We start from the raw sequence: 26,795 nt of genomic DNA, 5'->3' as shown, positions 1-26,795 counted from the left end.
AACGGGGTATCAACATATCTGGCGTTGACTTTTGGCACGCTGTTGAGTTCTCAAGGAACGGACGCTTCCTTCGTACTCACCCCAGCCAACCGGCTCAGGCTTTCCTCCGGGCATTTTCCCTTCGGTCTTGCGTTTCCGACTCTATCAGATCCTTTTCCGATCCGATTTCCTCGGCGCTTTCCAGGTTTCCCGCTTCGTTCTCGCGGTTTTCCTTTCCGGCGGTTCCGACTGTATCAGATCCTTTCGGCGCTGATTCCCCGTCAGAGGGGGTTGTCTTTCCGGCTGTTGGGCCGTTCCGACGTCTCAAACCTTAGCGGACGTGTCCCGGCGAGCGCTAATCGGGCTGCCGGTCCCCTTCGAATTGAATTCGGGCATGCCGAATTAACCCTGAGGGGAGGTCGTGCTGATGGTTTGATGTGCCGCTCAAGCGGCGGAGGTGTTACCGGAGAACCGTTACGGCTCGGCGGCAACCCGAAGAACTCTACGGATCGGCCAGGGGGCTGTCAAGCACCCCCTGTCAAGATCTTTTAGTCCAGGTCGGTGAGGCGGCCGCCGGCGTCCGGCTGGGCGTGCTCGACCCGGCGCAGCAGCCGGGTGAGGACGTCGCCGAGGGCGGTGCGGTCCTCGGCGGTGAGGTCCTGGAGGAGGTCCTCCTCGAAGACCGTCGCCATCCGCATCGCCTCCAGCCACTTCTCGCGGCCCTCGGGCGTCAGCTCCACGATCACCCGGACCCGGTTGTTCTCGTCCCGCTGCCGGGTCACCAGACCCTCGGCGACCATGCGGTCGATCCGGTGGGTCATCGCGGCCGGGGTCAGGCCGAGGCGCTTGGCCAGTTCGCTGGGGCCCATCCGGTAGGGCGCCCCGGACAGGACGAGCACCTTGAGGACCTCCCACTCCGCGTTGCTCACGCCGAGGGCGGCGGTCTGGCGGCCGTAGGCGACGTTCATGCGGCGGTTCAGGCGGGAGAGGGCCGAGACGATCTGCTCGACCTGCGGGTCCAGGTCGCGGAACTCGCGCTGGTAGGCGGCGATCTGCTCTTCGAGGGTCGGCTCGCCGCCGAGGCCGCTGCCGCCTGTGCTGTCCGGGGTGTCACCCATGTGCCGAGTATGGCACGGGGCCGGTGGCGTTAAAGTCCTTTGATGTGTACTCTTTAGCTTCGAACTTTACCTTCAAAGTCTTCGGTTCTAAGTACTGAGACTCACCAACTACCTGAGAGAGGTGAACGTGACCAGGGCGAAGGGCGCGGCGATGCGCCGGATTCACGTGGGCAACGCACTCAGCGCGTTCGGACTCGGCTTCACCGTCCCCTACCTGTACGTCTATGTGGCGCAGGTGCGGGGACTGGGAGCCATGACGGCGGGGATGGTGCTGGCCGTCTTCGCGGTGGCCGCGCTGATCGTGCTGCCGTTCGCCGGACGGGCGATCGTGCGGCGCGGCCCGCTGCCGGTCCTGGTCGCCGCCCTGGTCACCGCCGCCGTGGGCGCGCTGAGTCTCGGGCTCGCCGCGAGCGCGACCGCCGTACTCGCCTCCGCCGCGGCGGTCGGGGCCGGGCAGGCCGTGATGCAGCCCGCGCTCGCCACCATGATCGTGGACTGTTCGACCGCGGAGACGCGGTCGCGGGCGTTCGCGACGCAGTTCTTCCTGCAGAACCTGGGGCTCGGCGTCGGCGGGCTGATCGGCGGGCACCTCGTGGACACCACGCGCGTGTCGTCGTTCACGCTGCTGTTCGCGATCGAGGCCGTGATGTTCCTGGTGCTCGTGGTGGTCATGGTGACCGTGCGGGTGCCGCACGCGCCGGGGTTCGGGGACGCGCCGCGGGCCTCGGCGAAGGGCAGCTGGAAGGAGCTGCTCGGGAACCGGGCCATGGTGCAGCTGTGCGTCCTGGGCTTCGTGCTGTTCTTCGCCTGCTACGGCCAGTTCGAGTCGGGGCTGAGCGCGTACGGCGTGGAGGCGGCCGGGATCTCGACCTCGGCGCTCGGGACGGCGCTGGCGGCGAACACGGCGATGATCGTGATCGCGCAGTTCGCGGTGCTGCGGTTCGTGGAGCGGCGCAAGCGGTCGCGGGTGATCGCGGCCGTGGGCCTGATCTGGGCCGTGGCGTGGGCCGTGGCCGGGTTCGCCGGGCTCGGGCAGGTGAGCCAGACGATGGCGACGGCGGCCTTCGTGTCGACGTACGCGCTGTTCGGGCTGGGGGAGGCGATGCTGTCGCCGACGGTGGCGCCGCTGGTGGCGGATCTCGCGCCGAGCGGGCTGGCCGGGCAGTACAACTCGGCGTTCGCCCTGGTGAAGCAGCTCGCGCTGGCCGTGGGTCCGGCGGTGGGCGGGCCGATGGGGGCGTCGCTGCACGGGCCGTACGTCGTGACGTTCCTGCTGTTCTCGCTGGGGATCACGGTGCTGGGGCTGCGGCTGGGGCGGCGGCTCACGGCCGTGCAGGACCAGCCGTGGGCGGCGCGCAACCGGGTCGTGGCGCGCGGTGGGGCGGCGCCGGAGCCGGTGGCCGCGGACGTCTGAGGGCGCGGGTGAACGGGGGAAGGCGGCTGTCGTCGGGAGGCGACGGCCGCCTTCGTCGTGTGCGGGCGGGGGCGGTCAGCGGACGGCGGTGACCAGGGTGGCGGAGAAGGGGAACGCGGTCGTCCCGGCGGGGAGGGCGGCGCGGAGGGCGTCGGCGGCGCGGGCGAGGGCTTCGGGGCCGCCGCTTTCGGTGAGGACGCGGCCCCAGGGGATCGCGGAGAGGTGGCCGGGGACGTACTCCTCCAGCGGGGGGAGGGCGACGGTGTAGGTGAGTTCGCGGCGGGTGACGCGGTGGTAGCCGGCGCGGGTGAGGGCCGCGGTGAGGCGGTCGGCGGCGTGGAAGGCGGAGAGGTACTGGGTGCCCGCCTCGGGACCGCCGTGGGCGAGGACGACCTCGTACAGGGCGGCGAAGTAGGGGGAGGCCTCGGGGCGGGACCAGACGGTGGCGGCGAAGCGGCCGCCGGGACGGGTGACGCGGGCGGTCTCGCGCAGCGCCGCGTCGAGGTCGGGGAAGAACTGGGCGCCCTGCTGGCACAGGACGGCGTCGAAGACCGCCGCCGGGTGCGGGAGGTCGTCGGCGGGGGCCGCGGTGAACTCGATGTCCGGGTAGAGGCGCGGGTGGCGGTCGACGGCGACCTTGAGCATGCCCTCGTCGGCGTCGGTGCCCGCGACCCGGCCGGTGGGTCCGGCCTGGGCCGCCGCGGCGCGGGCCGCGAAGCCCGTGCCGCACGCGAGGTCGAGGACGGTGGCGCCCGGGAAGAGGTCCGCGGCGTCCACGAGTGCGGTGACGAAGGGCGCCATGAGAGGCGCGACGTAGTGTTCGTAGCGCTCGGGAGCGCTGCCCTTGAGGTGAAAGCCCGTTGCGTCTGCCATGGGTTGCTAGTAGCACCGGGGGGCGGGTTCGCCTAGGTGGTGCGCGGGGGAATGGCCGTGTGGCGCGGTGGAGGCAGCGGGTTTCACACGGTCGGCTTCGGGAGGACGAACTCGCACCAGACGGCCTTGCCGCCGCCCGGGGTGCGTCTGCTGCCCCAGTGGGAGGCGATGGTGGCGACGATGGCGATGCCCCGGCCGGACTCGTCACCCGGTTCGGCGCGGCGGCGCCGGGGCAGGTGGTCGTCGCCGTCGGTGACCTCGATGATCAGGCGGCGGTCGGTGCGGCGCAGGCGCAGCCGCATCGGCGGGGTGCCGTGCTGGAGCGAGTTGGCGACGAGTTCGCTGGCGGCGAGGACGCCCAGGTCGTGCAGGTCGGCGGGGAAGCGCCAGCTGGTGAGGACGCCCGAGGCGAACGCGCGGGCGCGCGGGGCGGCTTCGACGCCGCCGAGGAGTTCCAGCGCGGCGTTGCGGAACAGCTCGCCGTCGGGGCCGGTGCGGTGCGGGTGCTGGAGGACGAGGACGGCGACGTCGTCGTCGTGGTCGGCGGTGACGCCCGCGGAGCGGACCAGGCGGTCGCAGACGACCTGCGGGGTGCCGGTGGCTCCGGCGAGGGCGCGCTCCAGGGCGGCGATGCCCTCGTCGAGGTCCTCGTTGCGCCGTTCGACGAGGCCGTCGGTGTAGAGGACGGCGGTGGAGCCGGGGCCGAGGGCGATGGTGCCGGAGGTGTGCAGCCAGCCGCCGGTGCCGAGGGGCGGGCCGGTGGGTTCGTCGGCACGCCGGACGGCGCCGCTGTCGTCGCGGACCAGGATGGGCAGGTGGCCCGCCGAGGCGTACACCAGCCGCCCCTCGTTGGGGTCGTGGACGGCGTAGACGCAGGTGGCGATCTGGTTGGCGTCGATCTCCGCGGCGAGGCCGTCGAGGAGCTGGAGGACCTCGTGCGGGGGCAGGTCGAGGCGGGCGTAGGCGCGGACGGCGGTGCGGAGCTGGCCCATGACGGCCGCCGCGCGCACGCCGCGGCCCATGACGTCGCCGATGACGAGGGCGGTGCGGCCGCCGCCGAGGGTGATGACGTCGTACCAGTCGCCGCCGACGGCGGCCTCGGTGCCGCCGGGGTGGTAGGTGGCGGCGATGCGGAGGTCGTCGGGTTCCTCCAGTTCCTGCGGGAGGAGGGAGCGCTGGAGGGTGACGGCGGTCTCGCGCTGGCGGCGTTCGCTGGCGCGCAGGCGTTCGGCGGCCTCGGCGTGGTCGGTGACGTCGGTGGCGAAGACCAGTACGGAGCCGCAGCCGGTGCCGTGCTGGTCGGGGACCGGGGTGCAGGTGAAGGTGTAGGAGCGGCCGTCGGGGGCCTTGCGGGACTTGAGGGTGCGGGGGCGTCCGCTGCGCTGGGCCTGGTCGAGGAGGGGCATGAGGCCGAGGTCGCGGAGTTCGGGGAGGGCGTCGGCGGCGGGTTCGCCGGTGGGGCGGGCGCCGAAGGCGGTGGTGTAGGCGTCGTTGACGTAGGCGAGGCGGTGGTCGGGGCCGTGGACGAGGGCGACCAGGGCGGGGACGCGGTCGAGGACCTCGCGGACGGGCAGGTCGTCCACGGCGGGGACGGCGGGGGCGGGGGTGCCCTCGGGCGGCTCGTCGGTGGGGTGTTCGGCGCGGGCGGCGGGGACGGCGCCCTCGCCGCGCCGGTCCGGGGCGGTGACCGGGTGCTCGACCCGCGCGGCGGCGCGGCGCTGTGTTCCGGGGAGCCGGGCGCTCCAGCGCGTGAAGTTCACGAATCCTTGCCTCGTGTAGTCGTCGACGGCCGGCTCCGGGGCCCGGCCTGGGCGCCGGGGGCCGCGCGGCGGTGACCGCACATTGTTGCAGCACCCTGGGTTTGCAGCACTGGGGAACAGCCTCGTGGTTCGCGGGGACGGGCGGGGGTCCGCCGGGGCTCGGGGACGGGAGCGGGCGGTGGGCCGGTGGTGGGCAGGGAGCAGTCTGGCAGGGCGGCCGTCGTCCGGGCCCGCATTCGTCAGACGTGGGGGCGGTCGGTGGAGTTCCTGGATCGGGTCAGGACGACCCCTTCGGGTCGTCGGGTGGTTCCTCCGGAGGCTTTCCACCGGCCGCGAGTTCGAACTCGGCGCGGGGATGTTCGAGTGATCCCAGGGAGACGATCTCGCGTTTGAAGAGTCCGGCCAGGGTCCATTCCGCGAGGACGCGTGCCTTGCGGTTGACGGTCGGTACGCGGCTGAGGTGGTAGGCGCGGTGCATGAACCAGGCGGGGTAGCCCTTGAGCTTGCGGCCGTAGATCTGGGCGACGCCCTTGTGGAGGCCGAGGGAGGCGACGGAGCCGACGTACTTGTGGGCGTACGTGCGCAGGGGTTCGCCGCGCAGGGAGGCGGCGAGGTTGTCGCCGAGGACCTTGGCCTGGCGCAGGGCGTGCTGGGCGTTGGGGGCGGTGGGGGTGCCGGGTTCGGCGGCGGTGACGTCGGGGACGGCGGCGGCGTCCCCGGCGGCCCAGGCGTGCGGCACGCCCTCGATCGTGAGTTCGGCGGTGCAGCGCAGGCGCCCGCGCGCGTCGAGCGGGAGGTCGGTGGCGGCGAGCAGGGGGTGGGCCTTGACGCCGGCGGTCCACACGACCGTACGGGTGGGGAAGCGGGCGCCGTCGCTGAGAACGGCGACGCGGTCGGCGCAGGACTCCAGGCGGGTGCCGAGGCGGACGTCGATGTTGCGGCGGCGCAGCTCGCTGACGGTGTAGCGGCCCATGTCGGTGCCGACCTCGGGCAGGACGCGGTCGGTGGCCTCGACGAGGATCCACTTCATGTCGTCGGGGGTGATGTTGTGGTAGTAGCGGGTGGTGTAGCGGGCCATGTCCTCCAGTTCACCGAGGGCTTCGACGCCCGCGTAGCCGCCGCCGACGAAGACAAAGGTGAGGGCCGCGTCGCGGAGTTCGGGGTCGCGGGTGGAGGAGGCGATGTCCATCTGTTCGATGACGTGGTTGCGCAGGCCGATGGCCTCCTCGACGGTCTTGAAGCCGATGCCGTGGTCGGCGAGACCGGGGACGGGCAGCGTGCGGGAGACCGAGCCGGGCGCGAGGACGATCTCGTCGTACGTCAGCTGCCGGGGGCCGGTGTGTTCCTCGGCGGTGGCGAGGGTGGTGAGGGTCGCGGTGCGCTTGGCGTGGTCGACGGCGGTGATCTCGCCGACGACGACCCGGCAGTGCGGCAGGACGCGGCGCAGCGGGACGACGACGTGCCGGGGGGAGACGGCGCCGGCCGCGGCCTCGGGCAGGAACGGCTGGTACGTCATGTACGGGTCGGGGGTGACGACGGTGATCTCCGCGTCGCCGCGGGCGAGTTCCTGTCTGAGCCGCCGCTGGAGCCGCAGGGCCGTGTACATCCCGACGTAGCCGCCGCCGACAACGAGAATGCGCGCACGTTCCTTCACCGTCCCATGACGCACCCGGCGCCGGGGTTTGTCCACAGGCTCGACAATTTGTGTGACCGGAGGCGTGCGGGGCGCATGGTTGGCCGAAAGACGGGCCTGCTGGACGAGTGCGCAGGTCAGGTGGGGTGGTGGGGGGTGCGGGAAGGGGCTGAATCAGGACGTATACGACCCGTACTCCGATCGGGGGGCGCTCCGTGCGGAACCTGCCCCTTCTGAATTGACTGCCTCTCAACTATGTTCGTGGGGCGACGGGGTGCTGGGGGAAGCGCTCGTCGGGTCCGTGAGGTCCTGTTCCGCAGGGCGGCCGGGTCCGGGTCGGTGGTCCCCTGTGCCATGTGCCTCGAGCTTGTCGATGGCGGGGAGTCTCCGGGGGGAGACGCCATTACCGGGGGATCGTTCATGCATATTCAGGACACGCACTGGTCGTCCGCGTCCACGCTCGGACCCGGCGGCATGGTCGGCGCGGCGGGCGGCGGACGCGGGGACACCGCGCGCTCCACACCGCTGCGCGTGGACGCACAGCGCAATCTGGAGCACGTACTGCGCGCGGCGCGCGAGGTCTTCGGCGAGCTGGGGTACGGCGCGCCGATGGAGGACGTGGCCCGCCGCGCGCGGGTCGGGGTCGGCACGGTGTACCGGCGCTTCCCCAGCAAGGACGTGCTGGTCCGGCGGATCGCCGAGGAGGAGACCTCCCGGCTGACCGACCAGGCGCGGGCGGCGCTGGGCCAGGAGGACGAGCCGTGGCAGGCGCTGTCGCGCTTCCTGCGGACCTCGGTGGCCTCCGGCGCGGGCCGGCTGCTGCCGCCGCAGGTGCTGCGGGTCGGCGTCGCGGAGGACGAGACGGAGCAGGCTCCCGGCGCCGGTGGCGCGGGCCACGCGGCCGGGGAGGCGCGGGTGCCGCAGCAGCGGACCCAGCCGGGCGCCGGTGAGCTGCGGCTCGTCGCGGAGGACGGGCTGACGGGCGGGGTGGACGACGCGGGCGCGGCGGCGCTGCTGGAGGTCGTGGGGCAGCTCGTCGACCGGGCGCGCGCCTCGGGCGCGCTGCGGCCGGACGTGTCGGTGTCGGACGTGCTGCTCGTGATCGCGACGGCGGCCCCGTCCCTCCCGGACCCGGCCCAGCAGGCAGCGGCGTCGGCCCGGCTGCTGGACATCCTGCTGGAGGGGCTGCGGTCGCGGCCGGTGGGGGCGTAGGTCCCGGGGGGCGCAGGTCCCGGGGGGGGCGTAGGGCGGGGCCTGGAACGTCGGGGGGTGGTGGGGTCGCCGGGAGTTTCGCGGGGCCCAAGGCCGCGGGGGGGGCTTCGCGGGGCTTCGGGCTGCCGGGGCTTCGGGAAGGGCCGCAGCGGGGCGCTTGAGGGGCCGGAGGCGTAGAGGCGTCAGGCAGAGGTCGCGTGGGGCACTCGAAGAGGTGAGAAGCGGGGCCGCCGCCGGGCCCCTCCCCGGAGGGGCGGTGCGTGCCGGGCCGCCGCCGCGCGCGGGGCGCGCGGGCCAACTGATGCCCACGGAAGGGCAGTTGAATCTACCCCTTCCGGGTGAGCGTGACCATGGGACGGCGCCAAGTCCCCACGGACGAGTGGACGGCCCGCACCGGGGGCTGCTGACCAAAAGCCAATATGGCACTCTGAGCCGGTAATCCGGACGGGTTCGGCAGGCGGCGGGGGCTTCCGCGATGGGCGTTGACGGCAGGGACGAGTCATCGGGTGACGGTGCTGCCGAGGCCGGGGGCCGCCCCTCACCGCAGAGCCCACCGGCGCCCCGGGACTCGCAGCCTCCCCGGACCCCCCAGCACCCGCAGACCCCGCAGGTGCCCAACCAGGGCACGCGCGCGGGCACTCCGCCGGGTGGGGAGCCCGTGCCGTTCGGAGCGGACAGCGTCCCCTTCAATGGAGACACGGTCCCCTTCGAGAGCGGTGGGCCCACGCCGGTCGCCGGGCCGTTCGAGGGCAGTGTGCCCGCGCAGCGCGAGGGGCGGACGGACAGTGTCCTGCCGCCGCTGCGGGAGGTGCCCCCGGCCGACACCGACCTCGTGGCGCGGATGCGGGGCGGCGACGACAGCGCGTACGAGGAGCTGTACCGGCGCCACGCCGACGCCGTACGCCGCTACGCCCGTACCTGCTGCCGGGACGCGCACACCGCCGACGACCTGACCGCCGAGGTGTTCGCGCGGATGCTCCAGGCGGTACGCGGCGGCGCCGGGCCCGAGCACGCCGTACGCGCCTATCTGCTCACCTCCGTGCGCCGGGTCGCCGCCGGGTGGACGAAGTCGGCGAAGCGGGAGCAGCTCGTCGACGACTTCGCGGTGTTCGCCGCGCAGTCCGCCCGCCCCGCCGAGGTGTCGGGCGACGACACCCTCGATCTCGGCGCGGACGTCCAGGCGATGCACGAGGCCGAGCAGTCGATGGCGATGCGGGCCTTCCGGTCGCTGCCGGAGCGCTGGCAGGCCGTGCTGTGGCACACCGAGGTGGAGGACGAGTCGCCCAGCGAGGTCGCCACCCTCTTCGGGCTCGACGCCAACGGCACGCGCGTGCTGGCCAGCCGCGCCCGCGAAGGGCTCAAGCAGGCCTATCTCCAGGCCCATGTGAGCGCCACCCTCACCAGCGACGAGGAGTGCGCGCGCTACGCCGACCAGCTCGGCACGTACGCCCGCCGCAGGCTGCGTACGCGCGCCGAGCGGGGGCTGCGCAAGCATCTGGAGGAGTGCGCGAAGTGCCGGCTGGCGGCGCTCCAGATCGAGGAGGTCGCCAGCAGCATCCCGGCCGTCGTGCCGGTCGCCGTCATCGGCTGGTTCGGGGCCGCCGGGTACGCCAAGGCCGCCGCGCTCATCGCCGGGGGCACCGGCGCCGGGGCGGCGGGGGTCGCGGGTGCCGCCGCCGCGGCGAGCGGCGGCTCGTCGGGCGGGGCCGGTGGGGGCGGGGCCGCCGCCTCGGAAGGGCTCGGGGCGCCCGTGAAGGCCGGGATCGCGGCCGGGGTCGTCGCGGTGGCCGCTGCGGTGGTGGCCCTGGCCCTGGTCGGCGAGGACGCCCCCGTGGACGCGCCGGTGGCCCGGCCGTCCGCGTCGGCGCCGGTCGTCGTGCCCGAGGCGCCCGCGCCCGCGCCGCCGTCGAAGAAGCCCGCGCCCGAGCCACCGGCGCGCGCCGCCGAGGCCCCCGCGCCCCGCACGCCCCCGGTCGCCGCCCCCAGCCCGACCCCGACCCCGGCCCCCGAGCCGACCCCTCCACCCACCCCTGCGCCGAGCCCCGCCCCGCCGCGTCCGGCCCCCGAGCCGACCCCGACCCCGACGCCCACCCCGACCCCGACTCCGCCGCCGCCCGCCCCGGCGCCCGCTCCCCCGGCCGTGTACCGCTTCAGCGAGCTGGCCTTCGACCTCACTGGGGACGGCACCGGACCGGAGATCCGGCTCGGGCGCAGCAGCTGGGTGTGGCAGCGGCAGGGCCTGTCCATCGGGGACCGGCGGTACGCGCACGGGGTGACCGTGCGGGGCGCCTCCGCGGTGAGCATCCGGCTCAACCGCGCGTGCACCGCGTACGACGCCGTCGCCGGGGTCGACGACCTCACCCTCGGCATCGGCCGCGTCCGGTTCTCCGTCTACGCCGACGGTGTCCGCCTCTGGTCGTCCGGCACGGTCCGGGGCGGACAGGGCGCGGTCCCGGTCCACGTCGACCTCACCGGCCGGGAGACGGTCCGCCTGGTCACCGAGCCGGGCAGCGGCCTCGACGGGCTGGCCCTGGCGGACTGGGCGGAGTCCCGCTTCACCTGCGGGTGACCCCACCGGGGCCGGGCCGGCGGGGAGTACGGGTACCCGTCGCTCGGCGTACGGCCGTACGCCGGCACCCGCCCCGACCCCCTACCCGTAGTACCCCCGGCCTTCTCAGCCCCCGGACGACACCGCCCGCCGCCGGGGCGCGATGCCCGCCGGGACGGCGCGGGCGCGGGCCGGGGTGCCGGTCCAGCAGGTGCCGCGGCGGGAGAGGAGGCGGCGGAGCCAGAGTTCGAGGGAGACGAGGTCGGCGAGGCCGTCCAGCGGGAGGGGTTCGCCCGCGGCGGCGGCACGCAGCGCCTTGCGGACCACGCGCGCCTCGACCAGGCCCGCCTCCGCGAGGAGCGGCGCGTCGAACAGGGTGAGGAGCGGGTCGGCGGCCAGGCGCAGGCCCGCGCGCGCGGTGGCGGTACCGGTGCCGGGCGTCGGCGCGCCCCAGCCGGGCGGGAGGTCGGCCACCCCGGAGCCGTTCAGCACCGTGCGCAGGATCGCGGCGCGCGCGCCGGGCTGCACGCGCAGCGTCTCGGGGAGGGCGCGGCAGGCGCGGACGACCTGGTTGTCGAGGAAGGGCGCGTGCAGCCGCTGGGAGCGGATCTCGGCGGCCTGTTCGAGGACGCGGAGGTCGGCGGCGTGCCGGGCGAGCGCGGCCCGCGCGCGGTAGTCGCCGGGCCGCTGGCCGGGGCCCACCCCGGCGCGGTGGGCGGCGCTCTGGAGGCGAACCGATACTTCGGCGAGGGCTTCCCCGGTCAGCCAGCGCGCGGCCGGGCCGGGCGCGCCCCAGGTGAGGGCGGCCAGGGAGGCGCCGACGGCGCTGCCGGGGTCGTCGAAGCGGCGTTGCAGCAGCCGTGCGGCGAGGCCTTCGACGCCCGCGCGGTAGGGCGTACGGGCGAGGCGGCGGGCGGCGCCGTACACGCGCGCGGGGACGAGGACGGAGCCGTCGGCACGGGTGAGGGCCGCGACGGGCCGGACGAGGTGGCGTCTCTTGCGGTCCATCAGGAGGTCCGCGAGGCGCGCCGGGTGGGCGTCGAGGACCTGGCGGGCGCCGTGGCCGGTGAAGTGGTCGGCGCTGCCCGCGGCGAGGCGGGCGCGGTGCCGGGCGGCGGTGACCAGGCTGGAGCCGGGTTCGTCGGTGAGCGGGCCCTCCAGGTCGGCGTACGGGAGGGTGTCCTCGGCGCCGGTGACGACGACGTGGTGCAGGCGCGGGTCGGCCGCGAGGGCGCCCGCGCGTTCGAGTTCGGCCTCGCGGCCGCCGACGGCCAGGTCGTTGAAGGTGACGGCGAGGAGGCGTTCCCCCGCGCCCGTGCTGCCGTGGCCGAGGAGGGTGCCCGGGCGTCCGGGGAGGCCCGCGGCGAGCAGGGCGAGGGTGCCGGAGGCCGGGCCGCCGGAGAGGTCGGCGCCGATGCCGGGGGCGGGCATCCCGCGCGCGGCGCGCCGTTCGGCGGGGCCCATGCCGGGCACGGGGCCGGGGTCGATGTCCGGGACGTGCCGGGGCGCGGACAGGCGCGCGCGCACGGACTCGACGAGGGCGTCCCGTACGGCGTCGACCGCGCGGTCGGCGTCGACGGGGGCGGCGGCCACGGCGAGGGAGGCGACCGGCTCGTATCCGGCGATCTCGCGGGCCCCCGCGCGCAGAATCAGTGCGTGCCCTGGCGGAACGCGCCGTACGCCGTCGTACGGGGTGGAGTCGTAGACGGCGGCGGGGACGTCCGGGGCGGCCAGCAGGGCGGCGAGGTGACCGAAGTCGAGGTTGGCCTCGACGAGGTCGGCGAGGGGGAGCGCGGCGGTCGCGTAGGCGGTGCCGCCCTCCCAGGGGGTGTGGAACACCGGGCGCGCGCCCGCGAGATCGCCGCAGACGGTGATGCGGCGGCCGACCTGGACGACGGCCGTGTAGCTGCCCGGCCAGGCGGTGAGGTGGCGCAGCGCGCCCCCGCGCGCGGCGAACAGGCCGACGCGCAGCTGCTCGTCGGTGGCGCCGCAGGTGCCGAGGACCGCGATCCGGGTCTGCGCGTCGGCGCGCACGAGGCGCACCTCGTCGGGCCGCCAGTCGCCGACCGCCCACAGCGGGTCGGGGTCGCCCCACAGGAGGTGGGCGCCGACCGGCTGAAGGGTCTCGCCGTCGTGGCCGATCCGGCCGCCGTCCTCGGGCGCGTACCCGCCGGGGCCGAACGGGCCGCCGTCGGTCCGCGCGCCGGGAACGGTGGCACCCGCGGTGATGCTGCTCCACCCCACCAACCACCGCATCGACGCCTCCACGGACCGCGGACCGCTCATGGACAACCAGGTGCACCGTACGAACGGTTCACATGCTGCCACGAAGAACGCGCCAGAGAGGGGGACGGCACCGCGCGGGATGCGGGAAGTGCGCCCTCGCGAGCGCCCCCGGTCCGACCTGGGTGAGGGGGCGAACTCCCGTACGGGGGGCGGCCGCAGCGGGGTGCACCCCCCGCGTGCACGACGCGAATGCGCCCCCGGTACGCTCCCCTCGAACGCCACGTGCGCCCTGGATTTCCATGGTCGGAGGCGTGTCGACCGAGGGAACGCAGGGTCGATTTTCGGCCAAATAACGGGCGCCAGGCGGCCGTTCGGGCAGGCCCGCACACGCTCCGTACACAGACGCGCGTCCGTCCGCACGCGTCAGTCCGGGAGGCGGAGCACGCCCCCCGGACCGGTCCGCCGCCCGCGGGGATGGGGGCGGCGGTATCCCCCAGCCCACTGGATCCAGTACAGCGGGCCGACCCACGCGACTCCATGGAACGCCCCCCGGACCGCCCGCACGAGAGCGCACGGCCGGGCGCACGGCCACACGTCGGGGGCACGCCGCAACCGTCCGTGCCGGGGCCGCACTTGCGTACGGACCACAATCCCGCCATCCGGAAGAATGCCCCTTAACGCTTGGGATGCGGCGAACTACGCTGGGTTTACGAATGCCGGGTGGTTATGCCAGCGCGGCAGCCGTCTGTGTCGAGGGGTGGCGCAATGTCCAGGGAGCAACGCGGGCCGAACGAAAAACTCGGCGCCGTTCTCGCCCTCGCGGGAATCAGCAACGCCGGACTCGCGCGGCGCGTCAACGACCTAGGCGCACAGCGGGGGTTGACGCTTCGCTACGACAAGACGTCGGTGGCGCGCTGGGTGTCGAAGGGCATGGTGCCGCAGGGCGCCGCGCCGCACCTGATCGCGGCCGCCATCGGCCAGAAGCTCGGCCGTCCCGTGCCGCTGCACGAGATCGGGCTGGCCGACGCCGACCCCGCGCCGGAGGTCGGCCTCGCCTTCCCCCGCGACGTGGGCCAGGCCGTGCGCTCGGCGACCGAGCTGTACCGCCTCGACCTGGCGGGCCGCCGGGCCGGCGGCGGGGGCATCTGGCAGTCCCTCGCCGGGTCGTTCGCCGTCAGCGCCTACGCCACGCCCGCCTCGCGCTGGCTGATAACCCCGGCCGACAGCTCCGTCGCGCGCGAGATGAACTCCGCCGAGGCGTCCGGCGCGCCCCTCAAGGTCGGCCACAGCGACGTGCGCAAGCTGCGCGAGGCCGCCGAGGACGCCCGCCGCTGGGACTCCAAGTACGGCGGCGGCGACTGGCGTTCGTCCATGGTCCCCGAGTGCCTGCGCGTGGAGGCGGCGCCGCTGCTGCTCGGCTCCTACTCCGACGAGGTCGGGCGCGCGCTGTTCGGCGCCTCCGCCGAACTCACCCGCCTCGCCGGGTGGATGGCGTTCGACACCGGCCAGCAGGAAGCCGCCCAGCGGTACTACATCCAGGCGCTGCGCCTCGCGCGCGCAGCGGCCGACGTCCCCCTCGGCGGATACGTCCTGGCCTCCATGTCGCTCCAGGCGACCTACCGGGGCTTCGGCGACGAGGGCGTCGACCTCGCCCAGGCCGCGCTGGAACGCAACCGCGGACTGGCCACCGCGCGCACGATGAGCTTCTTCCGGCTCGTCGAGGCACGCGCGCACGCCCGCGCGGGCGACGCGCACGCCGCGGGCGCCGCCCTCAAGGCCGCCGAGAGCTGGCTGGAGCGCTCCCGCGAGGGCGACGGCGACCCGTCCTGGCTCGGCTTCTACTCCTACGACCGGTTCGCCGCCGACGCCGCCGAGTGCTACCGCGACCTCAAGGCACCCCGCCAGGTCCGCCGCTTCACCGAGCAGGCCCTCTCCCGGCCCACCGAGGAGTTCGTCCGCTCGCACGGCCTGCGCCTCGTCGTCTCCGCCGTCGCGGAACTGGAGTCCGGCAACCTCGACGCGGCCTGCGAGCAGGGCGTCCGCGCCGTCGAGGTCGCCGGCCGCATCTCCTCCGCCCGCACCACCGAGTACGTCAAGGACCTCCTCCACCGCCTGGAGCCCTACGGCGACGAGCCCCGCGTCGTCGAACTCCGCGAACGGGCCCGGCCACTGCTGATGACACCGGCCTGAGGGCGGTCGACGGCGGCCTGAGGGCGCCTGGCGGCGGCGCGGGACGGACGGCCTCGCGGAGGGCGGGCCGGGGCTGCCTCGCGGCGGCGGGCCGGGCCGCCCGACGGCGCGGGGAACGGGTCGCCCGGTAGCACGCGAAACGGGTCGCCCGGCAGTGCGCGGGGCAGGTCGCTCCTTCCGCGCACCGAAGGATTCGCCTCACGGCGGCTCCCCCGCCCGTCCCCCTCCGCAAGATCAAGGCGCCTCTCCCGGGTTTGAAGGGATTGTCAGTGGCGCAGTGCACTATCGAAGCCGGGAGGTGGTGCAGGTGCGGGGCAGCGGGCTGGACTGCGACGTGCTGGTGATCGGAGGCGGGATCGTCGGCCTGTCGACGGCGCACGCCATCGGCCGCGCCGCGCCGGGCACCCGCGTCACCGTGCTGGAGAAGGAACCGGGCCCCGCCCGCCACCAGACCGGCCGCAACAGCGGCGTCGTCCACAGCGGGATCTACTACCGCCCCGGCTCCCTCAAGGCGCGCTACGCGGTCCGCGGCGCCGCCGAGATGATCAAGTTCTGCGCGGAGTACGGCATCCCGCACGCCGTCCCCGGCAAGCTGATCGTCGCCACCGACCGCGCCGAGCTGCCCCGCCTGCACGCCCTGGTCCAGCGCGGCCGGGAGAACGGCATCCCGGTCCGCGAACTGGGCCCCGCCCAGATCATGGAGTACGAACCGGAGGTCAGGGGCCTCGCCGCGATCCGCGTCCGCACCACCGGCACCTGCGACTTCACCGCCGTCGCCCGCCAGCTCGCCGAGTCCTCCGGCGCCGACATCCGCTACGGCGCGCAGGTCACCCGGATCGACCGCCGCCCCGACCGGGGCGTGGCCGTGCGCACCGCGCGCGGGGACGTCGTCCGCGGCCGGGTCCTGGTGAACTGCGCCGGGCTGCACTGCGACGAGATCGCCCTCCTGACCGGCGACGAGCCCGGCATCCGCATCGTGCCCTTCCGGGGCGAGTACTACGACCTGGCCCGCCCCGAGCTGGTGCGCGGCCTGGTCTATCCGGTGCCCGACCCGGCGTTCCCCTTCCTCGGCGTCCACCTCACCCGCGGCCTGCACGGCTCGGTCCACGTCGGCCCCAACGCCGTACCGGCCCTCGCCCGCGAGGGGTACGGCTGGGGGACGGTCAGCGCGCGCGAGACGGCGTCCACGGCGGCCTGGCCCGGCACCTGGCACCTCGCCCGGCGGCACTGGCGGTACGGGGCGGGCGAGCTGCGCCGCTCCCTGTCGAAGGCGGCGTTCGTCGACCAGGTGCGGCGGCTGCTGCCCGGGGTCGAGCCGGACGACCTGGTGCGGGCGGCGCCCGGCGTGCGCGCGCAGGCGGTGCGCCGGGACGGCTCCCTCGTCGACGACTTCCTGATCCGGGAGACCCCCCGCGCCGTCCACGTGCTCAACGCGCCCTCCCCCGCCGCCACGGCCTCCCTCCCGATCGGCCGCGAGGTGGCCCGCAGAGCGCTGGCCGCCCTGGCGGAGGCGTAGCGCACGGGCTCCGGGACCCGCCCGTAAAATCGACACCACTGTGTCTGATTCCCTGAGCACCCCCGACGCCCCCGGGCCCGCCGCCGGTGACCACCACCCCGGCGAGTCGGTCCGTCACACCCGCGCCAAGGGCGAGCCCCGCTTCCCGGACGGGCCGCGGGCCGACCCGGCCGGTTCGCACTTCGAGCGGCGCATCCGCAGCTTCCAGCCCCGGCGCAGCCGGGTCACGGCCGGGCAGGCCGACGCGCTGCAACGGCTGTGGGCGCGGTGGGGCACCGACATCGACGGTCACCCCGTCGACCTCGCGGCGCTGTTCGGCGACGACCGGCCCGTCGTCCTGGAGATCGGCTTCGGGATGGGCGAGGCGACCGCGCGGATGGCCGCCGCCGACCCCGGCACGAACATCCTCGCCGTGGACGTGCACACCCCCGGCCAGGGCAACCTGCTCAACCTGGCCGACCAGGGCGGCCTCACCAACGTACGGGTGGCCAACGGCGACGCGATCATCCTGCTCCGCGAGATGCTGCCGCCGGACGCGCTGGCCGGACTGCGCGTCTACTTCCCCGACCCCTGGCCGAAGAAGCGCCACCACAAGCGGCGGCTGATCCAGCCGGAGTTCCTGACCCTCGCCGCGACCCGGCTGCGGCCCGGCGGGCTGGTGCACTGCGCGACGGACTGGGAGCCGTACGCCGAGCAGATGCTGGAGGTGCTGACCGCACACCCCGCCTTCGAGAACACGACGCCCGGCGGCGGATTCGCGCCGCGGCCGGACTTCCGGCCGCTGACCCGTTTCGAGGGGCAGGGCCTGGAGAAGGGTCATGTCGTGAACGACCTGCTCTTCCGCCGCGTACCGGACGGAGCACGGGGGGACCACTGACCGGCGGCGGCCCCCCGTCCCCACCGGCCTCCGGCCGCCGACCACCGGTCACCGGCCCGGTCCCGGTCCCCTCCACCGCCGTCCACTGTCCCGTTAGGGTCGATGCCGTGGCCACCCGTTCCCCGACCCCACCGCACCCTCCGCTTCCGCCGCACCCCGGCGGTCCGGCGGCGGACGGGTCGCTGCGGCACGCGCACTGGTGGCAGCGCCCCTGGGTCCGCTACGGCGCCCTCATCACCCTGCTCGCGCTGTCCGGGCTGGTCATCCTGGCCCTGGTCCGCGAGCAGACCGGCACCCAGGGCTTCCTGGTCGGGCTGGGCCTCGCCGTCCTGCCGGTGCCGCTGCTGACAGCCGTGTTCCGCTGGCTGGACCGGGTGGAGCCGGGCCCCTGGCCGAACCTGGTCTTCGCGTTCGCCTGGGGGGCCTGCGCGGCGGCGCTGATCGCGATCGTCGCCAACAGCTTCGCCACCCGCTGGATCGCCACCGCGACCGCGGACCCGTCCGGCGCGGACACCATCGGCGCGACGGTGATAGCGCCCGTCGTCGAGGAGTCCGCGAAGGCGGCGGCGATCCTGCTGGTGTTCCTGTTCCGCAGACGGGACTTCACCGGGCTCGTCGACGGGGTGGTGATAGCGGGGATCACCGCGACCGGCTTCGCGTTCACCGAGAACATCCTCTACCTGGGCACCGCCTTCGGCACCGACCAGCTCACGGGCGACACCGGCATCGAGTCGGTCACCCTCGCCACGTTCTTCGTGCGGGTCGTCATGTCGCCGTTCGCGCACCCCCTGTTCACCGTCCTGACCGGCCTCGGCTTCGGGATCGCCGCCCTGTCCGGCGAGGGCCGGCGCGTGCGCCGGGTGCTGCTGCCGCTGGCGGGGCTGCTGCTCGCGATGAGCATGCACGCCCTGTGGAACGGCTCCTCGGTGCTCGGCGAGTGGGGCTTCTTCGCGGTGTACGGGGCGTTCATGGTGCCCGCGTTCGCGGTGCTGACCTGGCTGGTGGTGTGGACCCGGCAGCGGGAGCTGGGCACGGTCCGCGACGAGCTGCCCGCGTACACGGCGGCGGGCTGGCTCTCCCCCGCCGAGCCCTACGCGCTCGGCTCGATGCGCGCCCGCAGACTGGCCCGCGACCACGCGCGGCAGTACCTCGGCAGGCCGGGCGCGAAGGCGGTCGCCGAGTACGAGGCGTACGCGACGTCCCTGGCGTTCCTGCGCCACCGCGGGCGGCTCGGCCGGGCGGGGGCGGACTTCGTGGCCCGGGAGCGCGAGCTGCTGAACGAGCTGTGGCGCCGCCGCGACATCGCCCGCCCCGCCCTCGACCACGCGGCCCGCATGACCGCACCCCCGATCCCGGCCCAGTTCCCCTACGGGCCGTACGGGGCCTACGGGTCGTACGGAATGCGGCCCGCCTACGGAACCCCGGCACCCTACGGGGGCCACCCGGTCCACCCCGCCCACCCGGCCCCCGGAAGCCAGGGCCCTTACGGCCCGCACCCCTACGCCCCGTACACCCCGTACGGGCAGGGCGGCCACGACCCCCGCGCGCCCTACCCGCCCCCGGCCGGGTCGCCCTACCCGCCCCCTACGGGTTCCTAGGCCGACGCCTCGGTGAGACGGTCCTGTTCCGCCGCCGTGAGGTCGAGGTCGGCTACCGCGAGCAGGGCGGGGAGCTGGTCGACGGTGCGGGCGGAGGCGATGGGGGCGGCGACCGTGGGCCGGGAGGCGAGCCAGGCGAGGGCCACCGTGGCAATCTCCGCGTCCCGCTCCCGGGCGATCGCGTCGAGCACGGTGAGCACCCGCCGGCCGCGCTCGGTCTCCAGGTGCTTGGCGGCGCCCGAGGCGCGGGGGCTGTCCACGGTCGTCCCCGGGCGGTACTTGCCGGTGAGGAACCCGGCGGCCAGCGCGTAGTACGGCACGGCGGACAGGCCCGCGTCGGCGGCGAGGTCCTGGAGGGGGCCCTCGTAGGTGGCGCGGGAGACCAGGTTGTAGTGCGGCTGGACGGCGACGTAGCGGGCGAGTCCCTCGCGCTCGGCGAGGTCGAGGGAGGCCTTCAGCCGCTCGGGGGTGATGTTGGAGGCGGCGACCTGCCGGACCTTGCCCGCCCGCACCAGTGCGTCGAGGGCGCCGACGATCTCCTCGACGGGCGTCTCGGGTTTGTCGAAGTGCGTGTAGTACAGGTCGATGCGGTCGGTGCCGAGGCGGCGCAGGGAGGCGTCGGCGGCGGCCTTGATGTTGGCCGCGGAGAGGCCGGGATAGTCGGGGTGCTGGCTCACCTTGGTGGCGATGACGACGTCGTCGCGGTTGCCGCGGGCCTTGAGCCACTTGCCGATGAGGGTCTCCGACTCACCGCCGGAGTTGCCCTCGATCCACGCCGAGTAGGAGTCGGCGGTGTCCAGGAAGTTGCCGCCCGCCGCGGTGTAGGCGTCGAGGACGGCGAAGGTGGCCGCCTCGTCGGCGGTCCAGCCGAAGACGTTGCCGCCGAGGGCGAGGGGGAAGACCTTCAGGTCGGAGGAGCCGAGTGTGCGCAGAGAGGTCATGCCCCGTGACAACACCTCGGCCGGAGGCACGTGTTCCGTGCCTCCGGCCAAGGGTTCGCAAACTCCGGGGAACGTCCGGGGGACCTCACCGACCCCCGGCCGCTTCCCCGGAGGGTCTCGGAGGGTTCCTCGGGGCTTCTTCTCAGGGCCCCGCCAGGGACCCGCTCAGGGGTTGAGCCCCTTGTCGCGCAGCCAGGCGCCCGGGTCGATGCCGGAGGCGCTGCCGCCCGGGTGGACCTCCAGGTGGAGGTGGGCGCCGGTGACGTTGCCGGTGGCGCCGACGCGGCCGATGACGTCGCCGGTGCCGACCTTCTGGCCGACGCTGACGCTGATCGACGACTGGTGGGCGAACCACAGCTCGGTGCCGTCGTCGAGGGTCAGCACGGTCTTGTACCCGTACGACCCGTCCCAGCCCGCGGAGGTGATCGTGCCGCTGTGCACGGCCTTGATCAGGGTGCCGGTGGGGGCGGCGAAGTCGAGGCCGGTGTGGTACCCGGAGGACCAGTAGGCGCCCGCCTGGCCGAAGGTCGAGGTGATCGTGTACGACGAGGTCGGCAGCGTGTACTGCTTGGCCAGCTCGGCGAGGCGCTCGGCCTCGGCCTTCTTGGCGGCTTCCTCGGCGGCCTTCTTCTTGGCGGCCTCGGCCTTGGCCTCCGCCTCCTTCTCGGCCTTGGCGGCGGCGGCCGAGGCGGCCTTGGCGGCGGCTTCCTCGGCGGCCTGCTGCGCCTTGAGGTCGACCTGGGCCTGCTGCGACTCGGCCTGCGCCATGATCCGGCTGCGCAGCGACTCGCCCGCGCCGGTGTCGGAGCCCGCGCCGATGCCGGTACCGGTGCTCGCGGTGACGACGGCGCTGTCCTCGGCGACCGTCTCGGCGGCGAAGCTGCTGAGCGCGGGCGCCGTCTCCTCGGGGGTGTCGTCGTCCGAGATCAGGGAACCCACGTTGGGCAGGTCCGGCAGGGAGATGGAGACGGGGGGCTTGCCCGTGTTGGCGCTGGCCATCCCGGCACCGCCGACGGCGGCTATGACACCGACGCCGAGGACGGTGGAGCTGCGGGCGAGTCCGCCACGCTGCTTGGCGACGCGGTGCTTGCCACGGACCGGGCGGACGGACTCCGCGGTGGGATTCCACTCCTCCCAGGGGCCCTCGTCGGTGCGGTAGCTGCCGTAGCCGAAGGTCTGGCTGGGCACGGCGGGGGCTTCGGGGGCAGGCGGGTTCGACGCCACGCGGGCGTACTCCTTTCCTTCCGTCGCCTACCGGGTTAGCTGACGGGTTCGGAGCGGGAAGGTCTCCTACGCGCGTATACCGGCCGTGTTTCCACGGCGGCTTCCGCGTGATTCACCCCAAGGTGGTGGTTCCCCGGTTCCCTTACGGGATTCGGCGCGTGCGCACGGAGCCGACTCTTGTGACGGCTGGGACGACCGCGCTGCGTTATCGAACGTTAATAGACCCGGGCCCGGGATTCCAAGCCGTTCCGCTTGATCAACAAGATTTCTGGCCTGGACTTTCACCCCAGGAGCGGTGAAAAACGGGCGAGTTGACCTCGCCCGAGGAATAACCCGGCGGCCCGCTTAAACCTGACGGTGACTCAGCTGTAACCGCAGCCCACTCGCGTGATCACCGCACGTGACGAAGGTCAGGGGTGGCGGACGGCGAGCAGCGCCATGTCGTCCGTGGTCGCGCCCCCGGTGTGCCGGTGCACGTCCTCGGCGAGGGCGGCGATCACCGCGGCCGGGTGCCCGAAGATCCGTCCGGCGAGGCGCTGCGCGGGGTCGTAGAACCGGCCGGAGCGGTCGCGGGCCTCGGAGAGGCCGTCGGTGTAGAGCAGCAGCGTGGCCCCCGCCGGGAAGGGCGTCTCCTCGGCCCGCCCCGGCACGGGGTGGAGGTCGCCCATGCCCAGCGGCAGGGCGGGGTCGCGGACGTCGAGCACGCGCACCGCGCCGTCGGCGTGCAGCAGCAGCGGGGGCGGATGGCCGTGGCTGAGCAGCCGCAGGACGCCGTCGCCGTGCGGGAGTTCGGCGAGAACGGCGGTGGCGAACCCCTCGGCGGCGTGCAACCGCGCGCCCACATCGGACGGACCGCCGCCGCGCCCCGGGTCGTAGGGGTCGTACGAGTCGTACGGATCTTCCGAGGCGTGCGGGCCGTAGGGGTCGTACGGGTCGCGCGCGTCTCGCCCGTCCTGCGGGGCGGACGGGTCGTACGGGTCGTAGGGGTCCCGGTGGACGCACCACTCCACGCCCTGGCGGGTCAGGGCGTGCTCCAGCCGTGCGGCGACCGCCTCCAGGGTGGCTTCGCGTTCGGCGGCCTCGCGGAAGGCGCCGATGACGGTGGCGACGGCGGCGACGGCCCCCATCCCCTTGCCGCGGACGTCCCCCACGATGAGCCGGACGCCGTGGGCGCTGTCCTGGACGGCGTAGAGGTCGCCCCCGATGGCGGCGTCGCGCTGGGCGGCCTGGTAGCGGGCGGCGACGCGGTAGCCGCCGATGCGGTCGGGGGGCCGGGGCAGCACCGCGCGCTGGGTGGCCTCGGCGATGTGCCGCGCGGAGGCGAGGCGGGCGTCGCCCCGGCGCAGGACCTGGTTGAGGAGCGCGGCGAGGACGGTGACCGTGACGACGGTGACCAGTTCGGTGATGGTGGTCTCGTCGGGCCGCACGTGGTGGTAGGCGTGCACCAGGTAGGTCGCGGCGAGGGCGGCGAGCCCGGTGACGAGGGTGCCGGTGAGGGTGAAGAAGGGGGCGGCGACGAGCGGGGCGGCGGTGAAGAAGGGGATCGCGGTGAAGTACTCGGGGGTGCTGACGTCGTAGCCGATGCCGCCGACGATCAGCAGGGCGGGCAGGAGGCGCAGCAGGGTGCGCGGGGACGGACGCCGCCCGCGCACGCCGGATGCGGCCCGGGGCCCCTTGTCGTCCACTCCCCCAGGCTGGCGGGGTCCGGGACGGGCGGCGAGCGGGGTGGTCCGACCGGAGGACCACCCGGACGGGAGGACCATCCGCGCCGGAGGCGCACAACGACCGAGGGCCGGAACCCTGTAAAGGATTCCGGCCCTCGGCCTTCAGTAGCGGGGACAGGATTTGAACCTGCGACCTCTGGGTTATGAGCCCAGCGAGCTACCGAGCTGCTCCACCCCGCGTCGTTGTGTTCACAGCCTACGTCATTTCTGAGGCGCTCGTGACCACGGGTGGTTCCGGGGGCGTACGGGGGCTACGGGTCCGGCTCAGAGGAGGTGCTGGTTGGGGGCCTTGGCCTGGGACTCGTACGCCGGGAGGACGAGGACGTCCGCGCCCGCGGCGGTGAGCAGGCCGGTGCCGTCGGCGTCGGGGACGAAGGTGTCGGGCTCGCGCCAGGCCGTCACCACGCGGCGGACGCCCGCGTCGAGGATCAGGCGGGCGCAGGGCGCCGGGCGGGAGGCGCGGCGCACGCAGGGCTCCAGGCTGGAGTAGACGGTGGCCGTGGGCAGCCGCGGGTCGGCCGGGTCGATCTTGGCGAGGGCGGCCTCCTCGGCGTGCACGACCGGGTCGCCGTCCTCGCGGGAGTGGCCGCGGGCCAGTTCGGTGCCGTCGGCGGCGACCACGACGGCGCCGACGCTGAACGCGGTGCGCGAGGGCGGGCAGGCGGCGGCCAGTTCGCAGGCGAGGGCGAGCCAGTGCCGGTCGGCGGCGGCGGGGCGCGGGCCGGTGCCGGGCGCGGTCGGCTCGTACACGGCGAGGACCACGTCCTCGATGCGGCGGGTGGAGACGAGCCGCAGCCGTCCGCCCTGATAGCCGCCGGGGCCGAAGAGGCGGGGCGCGGCCGGGTCGCCGACGAAGAGGGGGGCCGTGACGAGCTGGAGTTCGTCGGCGAGGCCGTCCCGGAGCAGCTGGGTGTGGATCGTGCCGCCGCCCTCGACCATCAGCCGCCGCACGCCCCGCACGTCGTGCAGGTGCTCCAGCAGCCGCCGCCAGTCCAGGTCGTCCCCCAGGGCGACGACGTCGGCGGCGAGGCCGAGCGCGCGGGCCCGCTCGGCGCCCGCGCCGGTCGTGTACAGCACCTTGTCGCCGCCCGTGTGCCAGAACCGGGCGGCGGGGTCGAGGTCGCCGGAGCCGCTGACCATGACCTTCAGCGGGTACTCCGGGCGGCCCGCGGCGAGCCGGGCGGCGCGGCGTACGGGCGAGTTGACCAGCAGCCGGGGGTTGTCGGCGCGCAGGGTGCCGGCGCCGACCAGGATGGCGTCCACGGAGGCGCGCACCTCGTCGACCCGGTCGAAGTCGGCCGGTCCGGACAGCAGCAGCCGCTCGGGGCCGGTGTCGTCGAGGTAGCCGTCGAGGGAGACGGCGGCGGACAGCAGGACGTACGGGTACGGCATCGGCGGGTCTCTCCGGGCGGGGCTCGGCGGGGCGGGCGGAAGCGGGGGCGGGGCTCGGCGGTGGGCGGGCGGGCGGCACCCTTGGTTCAAGTTTGAAACAAACCTACACTGGGGGCATGACGACCCGCTGGCTCAGCCCCGAGGAGCAGCGCGCGTGGCGCGCCTACGTCGCCGGATACCTCCTGCTGGAGGACGCGATCGACCGGCAGCTCCAGCAGGAGGCGGGCATGCCCCACCTCTACTACTCCATCCTCGCCCACCTCTCCGACGAGCCGGGGCGGCGGCTGCGCATGACGGATCTCGCGGAGCGGCTGAAGATCACCCGCAGCCGGCTGACGTACGCGGTGACGCGGCTGGAGAAGGACGGGCTGGTGGGGCGCGAGGACTGCGACGCGGACCGGCGCGGCAGCGTGGCGGTGCTGACCGACGCGGGCATGGCGGTGCTGGAGCGGACCGCGCCCGGCCATGTGGAGACCGTGCGCGCCACACTCTTCGACCGGCTGACCCCCGAGCAGGTGGGGCAGCTGGAGGCGATCTTCACACAGGTCGCGCGGGGGCTCCAGGAGAGCGGCGGGGAGACGGCGGCCGAGGGGCTGCCCTGGCGGCGGCGCTCCACGCCCTGCGCGGGAGCCTCCTGAGCCCTGGCGGGAGCCTCCTGAACCCTGCGGCCCCCGGGCACCCCGGCGGCCAGCCGCCACCCCCGGCACCTCACTCGCCCCGCAACTCCCCTAACCCCGTAACGCCCGTAACCCCGAAGTCGCACCGTCACCCGTACCCCTCCGGGGGACACGTCCACCATTGCTTCAACTTTCAAGCATGAGGTAGGGTCACGCTTCGTGGAGGTGCTTCAAATCTGAAGCACCATGCCACGGCCGCACCCCACCCGCCCACCGGACCGGGAGAACCCGCATGCCCGACACCCCCGCCGCCACCCCGCGCGCCCGCGTCCGCGTACCGCTGCGCTTCCACGACGGCTACGCGGTCGACGCCGACCTCGTCACCTTCCACGGGCTCACCGACGGCCGCGAACACCTGGCGATCGTCCTCGGCGACCCCGGCCCCGTCCCGCTGGTCCGGCTGCACTCCGAGTGCCTCACCGGCGACGTCCTCGGCTCCGCCCGCTGCGACTGCGGGCCCCAGCTGCGGGAGGCCGTCGAGCGGGTCGCCGAACGGGGCGGCGTCCTGCTCTACCTCCGCCAGGAGGGCCGCGGCATCGGCCTCTACAACAAGCTCGACGCGTACGCCCTCCAGGACCAGGGCCTCGACACGTACGAGGCGAACGCCGCCCTCGGACTGCCGGAGGACGCCCGCGACTACACCGCCGCCGCCCAGATGCTGCGCGCCCTGGACATCGCCGCGCTGGACCTGCTGTCCAACAATCCGGACAAGGCCGAGCAACTGCGCGGCCACGGCATCGACGTCCGCGAGCGGGTGCCCACCGGCGTCTTCACCACCCCGCACAACGTGCGCTACCTGCGGGCGAAGGTCCTCACGACCGCGCACACCCTGCCCCTCGCGGAGCTGACGGAACGCACCGCGGGCTGACCGCCGGCCGCCCCGCGAGGCGGCCGGACGAAGTCGGGGGGGTCCGGCCGGAGCCGAGCGGGCGCATACTGGGGACAATGACAAAGCCAGCTGCACCGAAGCGTCATCTGCCCACCAGCCCCTTCAAGGCCCCGGTCGCCCCGCCGCTCAAGGAGTTCGCGGTCGGTGACCAGGTCCAGCACGACATGTACGGCCTCGGCCGCGTGATCGGCATCGAGGACGGGGTCGCGGCGCTCGTCGACTTCGGCTCGGCGCAGGAGCGCATCCTCAGCCCGTACGCCAAGCTGCACAAGCTGTAGGGCGGACCGACTCCCGCTCCGCGGCCTCCCCGCCGCCGGGCCGGCGCTGAGCGCTGCCCGGCCACTCGTCCCCCAGGAGACTCCTCATCGAACCGACCTCGCTGTTCTCCGCACCGGAAACGCCTCCCCGCGGCCCCGCCGCGGCGGTGCCGCCGCCCCCGGCCACCGACCCGTTCCGGATGCCGGACTTCGGCGTCGAGCCGGAGGACCACACCCACGCGGCCCTGACGGCAGCCACTGAGGCCTAGGACACACACAGGACCAGAGCGCCGAGCCCGCCGATGTGCTACGTTGGTGTGCAAGTGGCAGTTTTGGTTACCAGAGGCTTTTGAGTGCTCTCCGACCTTATGTCGGTGGGCACTCTTTTTGTTTCCGGGGCTTTCCGGGACTTTTCGATCTTCCCGTCAGGTCAAATCTTTGCTGCGACGCCGGGTCCGCGAGGTGCGGACTCCGGGAGTTTTGCCTCAAGGGAGTTTCGTTATGGCATCTGGCACCGTGAAGTGGTTCAACTCGGAAAAGGGCTTCGGCTTCATCGAGCAGGAGGGTGGCGGCCCGGACGTCTTCGCCCACTACTCGAACATCGCCACCTCCGGCTTCCGTGAGCTTCAGGAGGGCCAGAAGGTGACCTTCGACGTCACGCAGGGCCAGAAGGGCCCGCAGGCCGAGAACATCGTTCCCGCCTGACGCTGACGCGTACGCACGGCCGGGGCCCGCACCTCATGGGTG

Annotated in this window: 20 protein-coding genes, 1 tRNA gene and 1 riboswitch; of the genes, 11 read left to right on the top strand and 10 right to left on the bottom strand. The window is 74.3% G+C overall.

Annotated elements, in window-relative coordinates; all coding sequences use genetic code 11:
* Positions 1–527 precede the first annotated feature (527 nt).
* On the bottom strand, positions 528–1,097 hold the full coding sequence (locus ACIQPQ_RS23145; RefSeq protein WP_401306442.1) for a MarR family winged helix-turn-helix transcriptional regulator: 570 nt from the start codon (positions 1,095–1,097) through the stop codon (positions 528–530).
* Between the two features lie 121 nt (positions 1,098–1,218).
* On the opposite strand from ACIQPQ_RS23145, the gene ACIQPQ_RS23140 reads away from it, so the two are divergent.
* Positions 1,219–2,511: an MFS transporter gene (locus ACIQPQ_RS23140; protein WP_401306439.1), complete on the top strand. Its 1,293-nt coding sequence runs from the start codon at positions 1,219–1,221 to the stop codon at positions 2,509–2,511.
* Positions 2,512–2,586: 75 nt separating this feature from the next.
* On the opposite strand, the gene ACIQPQ_RS23135 is transcribed toward ACIQPQ_RS23140, so the two are convergent.
* From ACIQPQ_RS23135 to ACIQPQ_RS23125, 3 genes are all read right to left on the bottom strand, one after another.
* Positions 2,587–3,384 (bottom strand): class I SAM-dependent methyltransferase, encoded by a 798-nt coding sequence (locus tag ACIQPQ_RS23135; RefSeq protein ID WP_401306436.1) that lies wholly within the window; start codon positions 3,382–3,384, stop codon positions 2,587–2,589.
* Positions 3,385–3,467: 83 nt separating this feature from the next.
* Complete coding sequence (locus ACIQPQ_RS23130) at positions 3,468–5,144, bottom strand: SpoIIE family protein phosphatase (protein ID WP_401306434.1); 1,677 nt, start codon at positions 5,142–5,144, stop codon at positions 3,468–3,470.
* A gap of 277 nt (positions 5,145–5,421) precedes the next feature.
* Entirely contained in the window at positions 5,422–6,798 is a 1,377-nt protein-coding gene (locus tag ACIQPQ_RS23125) for an NAD(P)/FAD-dependent oxidoreductase (RefSeq protein ID WP_401306432.1), read from the bottom strand.
* Between the two features lie 399 nt (positions 6,799–7,197).
* Between ACIQPQ_RS23125 and ACIQPQ_RS23120 the strand changes: the two genes are divergently transcribed.
* Positions 7,198–7,989 (top strand): TetR/AcrR family transcriptional regulator, encoded by a 792-nt coding sequence (locus ACIQPQ_RS23120; protein ID WP_401306430.1) that lies wholly within the window; start codon positions 7,198–7,200, stop codon positions 7,987–7,989.
* A 475-nt stretch (positions 7,990–8,464) separates the two neighbouring features.
* Positions 8,465–10,558 carry a sigma-70 family RNA polymerase sigma factor gene (locus ACIQPQ_RS23115; RefSeq protein ID WP_401306427.1) on the top strand — a complete coding sequence of 698 codons (2,094 nt, stop codon included), beginning with the start codon at positions 8,465–8,467 and terminating at the stop codon, positions 10,556–10,558.
* A 105-nt stretch (positions 10,559–10,663) separates the two neighbouring features.
* Here ACIQPQ_RS23115 and ACIQPQ_RS23110 read toward each other — a convergent pair whose 3' ends face one another.
* Entirely contained in the window at positions 10,664–12,793 is a 2,130-nt protein-coding gene (locus tag ACIQPQ_RS23110) for an asparagine synthase-related protein (RefSeq protein WP_401306489.1), read from the bottom strand.
* Positions 12,794–13,528: 735 nt separating this feature from the next.
* Here ACIQPQ_RS23110 and ACIQPQ_RS23105 point away from each other — a divergent pair.
* The 4 genes from ACIQPQ_RS23105 (at position 13,529) to ACIQPQ_RS23090 (ending at position 18,944) form a co-directional block, all read left to right on the top strand.
* Positions 13,529–14,953, top strand: a complete 1,425-nt coding sequence (locus ACIQPQ_RS23105) for an MFS transporter (protein WP_383769528.1) — start codon at positions 13,529–13,531, stop codon at positions 14,951–14,953.
* Positions 14,954–15,230: 277 nt separating this feature from the next.
* Positions 15,231–16,469 (top strand): L-2-hydroxyglutarate oxidase, encoded by a 1,239-nt coding sequence (lhgO, locus tag ACIQPQ_RS23100; protein ID WP_401306424.1) that lies wholly within the window; start codon positions 15,231–15,233, stop codon positions 16,467–16,469.
* A 40-nt stretch (positions 16,470–16,509) separates the two neighbouring features.
* Positions 16,510–17,346, top strand: coding sequence for a tRNA (guanosine(46)-N7)-methyltransferase TrmB (gene trmB / locus ACIQPQ_RS23095; protein WP_401306422.1), 837 nt, complete (start codon positions 16,510–16,512; stop codon positions 17,344–17,346).
* A gap of 107 nt (positions 17,347–17,453) precedes the next feature.
* Positions 17,454–18,944 (top strand): PrsW family intramembrane metalloprotease, encoded by a 1,491-nt coding sequence (locus ACIQPQ_RS23090; RefSeq protein WP_401306419.1) that lies wholly within the window; start codon positions 17,454–17,456, stop codon positions 18,942–18,944.
* On the opposite strand, the gene ACIQPQ_RS23085 is transcribed toward ACIQPQ_RS23090, so the two are convergent.
* The 5 genes from ACIQPQ_RS23085 to ACIQPQ_RS23065 form a co-directional block, all read right to left on the bottom strand.
* On the bottom strand, positions 18,941–19,885 hold the full coding sequence (locus ACIQPQ_RS23085) for an aldo/keto reductase (RefSeq protein ID WP_401306417.1): 945 nt from the start codon (positions 19,883–19,885) through the stop codon (positions 18,941–18,943). The two genes, ACIQPQ_RS23090 and ACIQPQ_RS23085, sit on opposite strands and share 4 nt — an antisense overlap.
* Before the next feature lie 165 nt (positions 19,886–20,050).
* Positions 20,051–21,109 carry a M23 family metallopeptidase gene (locus tag ACIQPQ_RS23080; protein ID WP_383769542.1) on the bottom strand — a complete coding sequence of 353 codons (1,059 nt, stop codon included), beginning with the start codon at positions 21,107–21,109 and terminating at the stop codon, positions 20,051–20,053.
* A gap of 7 nt (positions 21,110–21,116) precedes the next feature.
* Positions 21,117–21,276: riboswitch (cyclic di-AMP (ydaO/yuaA leader) on the bottom strand.
* Positions 21,277–21,519: 243 nt separating this feature from the next.
* On the bottom strand, positions 21,520–22,794 hold the full coding sequence (locus ACIQPQ_RS23075) for a PP2C family protein-serine/threonine phosphatase (protein ID WP_401306414.1): 1,275 nt from the start codon (positions 22,792–22,794) through the stop codon (positions 21,520–21,522).
* 145 nt (positions 22,795–22,939) lie between these two features.
* Positions 22,940–23,013, bottom strand: a tRNA-Met gene (locus ACIQPQ_RS23070).
* An 84-nt stretch (positions 23,014–23,097) separates the two neighbouring features.
* Positions 23,098–24,225 (bottom strand): dihydrofolate reductase family protein, encoded by a 1,128-nt coding sequence (locus ACIQPQ_RS23065; protein ID WP_401306411.1) that lies wholly within the window; start codon positions 24,223–24,225, stop codon positions 23,098–23,100.
* A 116-nt stretch (positions 24,226–24,341) separates the two neighbouring features.
* Here ACIQPQ_RS23065 and ACIQPQ_RS23060 point away from each other — a divergent pair, with 116 nt between their 5' ends.
* From ACIQPQ_RS23060 to ACIQPQ_RS23045, 4 genes are all read left to right on the top strand, one after another.
* Complete coding sequence (locus ACIQPQ_RS23060; protein ID WP_401306409.1) at positions 24,342–24,863, top strand: MarR family winged helix-turn-helix transcriptional regulator; 522 nt, start codon at positions 24,342–24,344, stop codon at positions 24,861–24,863.
* 271 nt (positions 24,864–25,134) lie between these two features.
* Positions 25,135–25,770, top strand: a complete 636-nt coding sequence (gene ribA, locus ACIQPQ_RS23055) for a GTP cyclohydrolase II (protein ID WP_401306408.1) — start codon at positions 25,135–25,137, stop codon at positions 25,768–25,770.
* A 77-nt stretch (positions 25,771–25,847) separates the two neighbouring features.
* Positions 25,848–26,069 (top strand): hypothetical protein, encoded by a 222-nt coding sequence (locus tag ACIQPQ_RS23050; protein ID WP_383769556.1) that lies wholly within the window; start codon positions 25,848–25,850, stop codon positions 26,067–26,069.
* A 480-nt stretch (positions 26,070–26,549) separates the two neighbouring features.
* Positions 26,550–26,753, top strand: coding sequence for a cold-shock protein (locus tag ACIQPQ_RS23045; protein ID WP_005483357.1), 204 nt, complete (start codon positions 26,550–26,552; stop codon positions 26,751–26,753).
* Positions 26,754–26,795 lie beyond the last annotated feature (42 nt).

It is taken from the genome of Streptomyces sp. NPDC091281 (assembly GCF_044757425.1).
Classification (GTDB): Bacteria; Actinomycetota; Actinomycetes; order Streptomycetales; family Streptomycetaceae; genus Streptomyces.
The sequence above is the reverse complement of the archived record's forward strand: the minus strand, read 5'-3'. Positions and strand labels throughout refer to the sequence as shown.